We start from the raw sequence: 2,413 nt of genomic DNA on the forward strand, positions 1-2,413 counted from the left end.
TGTGGTGTGGTAACTCCATTCTACACGAGGCCGTTATGGGCTTTTTGTGTTTTCCGTCAGGTGTTGCACTTAATATTACAATTCGTCACTTATAAATATTTAAACATTAATTTTGGTTAATTGTATATAAATTATAAAAATGATTTTTAAAATAAGTAGCCTATTAAAGTAATAAATACAATTTTTAAAAAATCGACGGTTTGTCAAATTAAGTGCAACATTTCTTCCGAGAAGACCTCGTATGCAGTTTTCCAGTTGAGACGTTTCCGTGGTCTCCCATTGATCCAGGCGAGCGCTTGAGCGAGTTCAGAACGACTGACCTTTCCGAAATCCGTCTCCTTCGTTAAAAATTCACGAAGAAGACCATTGGCGTTCTCGTTACTCCCACGCTGCCAAGAAGAATACGGATCCGCAAAATACATCGGTAAGTCTAACATTTCACGAATTCGTTCATGACAGCTAAGACTCTTTTCCACGAGCTGTCGTCGTGGAATATTGTCTTCGTCTTAGAACTCACAATAATGAATCCTCCGTTGAATTTTGTGTGATAACTTTATTCTACACGAGGCCGTTATGGTTTTTTTGTTTTTTCAGTTAGGTGTTGCACTTAATATTACAATTCGTCTTATAAAAAACAGCTGATTTAGAACGTTTATAAAAGGTATTTAGAAAGTAATCAATCATAATTTGGAACCATTATCAGTTGATTGATTACAGCCATCGAAATGTACCACTCTTGCAATCTTTTTTACCAAAGAGTGACAAACAATTTACCAAGCAGTGCCATAGCGTCGACCGGCGTTCATAATACACTCTTATGATTGATATGCACACCGCATGGTGTGACATTGTCACATAGGAGGTATTTTTTTATGCTCCGTTATTCCGACATCCTGAAACTAAAAGAAGAAGGCTTCAGTCTACGAAGTATTGCGTCTAGCACTGGCAACTCACGTCAGAAAGTGACGGAGGTGACCGAACGTGCCAAACAGAAGGGGTTGGTGGGACCTTTTGATGATGAGATGACTGACAAATGGATTGAAGAGTTTTTGTTTCCTGAGAAGTCACTTGAATCATCTGGTCGATATCCAATCGATTTTGACCATGTCCATAAAGAATTGGCAAAGCCGAACGTCACGTTATCACTTTTGCATTATGAATATGAAATCGAGTGTCGTGCTAACAAAAAGATTCCATACTCCTATCGGAGTTTCGTACGCCATTACAGTACTTATGCGAACAAGCACAAGGCCACATGTGACCGTCAAGAAGAAAAGTCATTTTACGATGATTTAAGCACAACACTTTTCGATCATTCTGTATGTTCTGTAAAAATAGTAGACCGATAGCGCATCCGGTAGCTTTCCTCATCCATTTGAATGATTTCCGCACGATGTAAGAGCCGATCAAGAATGGCTGTGACGATTCCTTGCTCACCAATCAATTCGCCCCAGCTTTCTGGTCGCTTATTCGACGTTAGAATGATCGAACTTTTTTCATAAAGTTCATTAATAAGTTGAAAAAGAAGATTGGCCTCACGTTGTTCCATTGCCATGTACATCATGTCATCCAGAATGACAAGTTCCGACTCGACGAGTCGTTTGTAACGGACTTCGGAACGACGGATGACATTTCGGGTTTTTAGAAGGTGAAGGGCCTCTCCCATCGTAACGAAGCTGACTTTCTTCCCGATCTTTATGGCGTCAAGCCCTAGACCGATGGCGAGGTGGGTCTTGCCGGTCCCTGGGGGACCCAAAAGAATCAAATTATGATGGCTTTTAAGCCAGTTCAACTCTCTCAGTTGCTTGAACTGGCGTACACCGATCGAGCGTAGATGTTCAAGCTCAAACTCATCCAGGTGACGTTCGACAGGGAAGTTCGCCCATCTCGTCAGCCGATCCTGTAGTTTCTGCTCGCGTCGCTTTTGTTCGTAATGAAACACTTCATGCAGAAATTCATGGTACGTCCATCGTTCTTCCTCTGCTGTCCGTAAAAAGCGTGGGAGTTCTGCTGCACTCTCGACCAGACGTAAAGCTCTTGCCATTTCTTGAATACCTTCGATTGGATGTTTACTCATTTCTTCGTCGCCCCTGTCATCAAATGAATATACGGATCAAGGGCGCGCGTCGAGACGGTGATCCCTTCGGGACCAGTCAATAGGTTTTGCCGTAATAGATTAGCACTGACCTGTCCAATGTCATATAGACGACCCATTTCTTTCACTGTTTCTTCTATCCGATTAGTACCCAGGTCACGAATAAGGTCAAACTGATCACGTATGTATCGAGGATATCTCACAACGATTTCATCCAGAAAATCGACTGCTGTATTTTGCAATAGGTTTGTGGTTCTTACGCAATGTTAGTGAGGTAATGTTTTCAATACTATGGGAATAGAGTTAAAAAGGACTGAT

3 protein-coding genes and 1 pseudogene are annotated in these 2,413 nt (G+C 41.6%); 1 reads left to right on the forward strand and 3 read right to left on the reverse strand.

Annotated elements, in window-relative coordinates:
• Positions 1-203: 203 nt before the first annotated feature.
• Positions 204-492 (reverse strand): annotated as a pseudogene (locus KNQ13_RS15610) (IS30 family transposase); the annotation flags it as partial.
• Positions 493-872: 380 nt separating this feature from the next.
• Between KNQ13_RS15610 and KNQ13_RS15615 the strand changes: the two are divergent.
• Positions 873-1,349, forward strand: a complete 477-nt coding sequence (locus KNQ13_RS15615) for a transposase (protein ID WP_251027499.1) — start codon at positions 873-875, stop codon at positions 1,347-1,349.
• Here the strand turns inward: KNQ13_RS15615 and istB are convergent.
• Both istB and KNQ13_RS15625 read right to left on the reverse strand, forming a co-directional pair.
• Positions 1,313-2,077: an IS21-like element helper ATPase IstB gene (istB, locus tag KNQ13_RS15620; RefSeq protein ID WP_209548551.1), complete on the reverse strand. Its 765-nt coding sequence runs from the start codon at positions 2,075-2,077 to the stop codon at positions 1,313-1,315. The genes KNQ13_RS15615 and istB overlap by 37 nt on opposite strands.
• On the reverse strand, positions 2,074-2,223 hold the full coding sequence (locus KNQ13_RS15625) for a hypothetical protein (RefSeq protein ID WP_209548550.1): 150 nt from the start codon (positions 2,221-2,223) through the stop codon (positions 2,074-2,076). Before KNQ13_RS15625 ends, istB begins: the two co-directional genes overlap by 4 nt.
• Positions 2,224-2,413: the final 190 nt, after the last annotated feature.

The sequence above is a fragment of the Exiguobacterium sp. s128 genome, from assembly GCF_018618815.1.
Classification (GTDB): domain Bacteria; phylum Bacillota; class Bacilli; order Exiguobacteriales; family Exiguobacteriaceae; genus Exiguobacterium_A; species Exiguobacterium_A antarcticum.

Bases quoted from the DNA above. Each gene is read 5' to 3' on its own strand.
- istB (WP_209548551.1), bottom strand. From the start codon at position 2,077: ATGAGTAAACATCCAATCGAAGGTATTCAAGAAATGGCAAGAGCTTTA.
- KNQ13_RS15615 (WP_251027499.1), top strand. From the start codon at position 873: ATGCTCCGTTATTCCGACATCCTGAAACTAAAAGAAGAAGGCTTCAGT.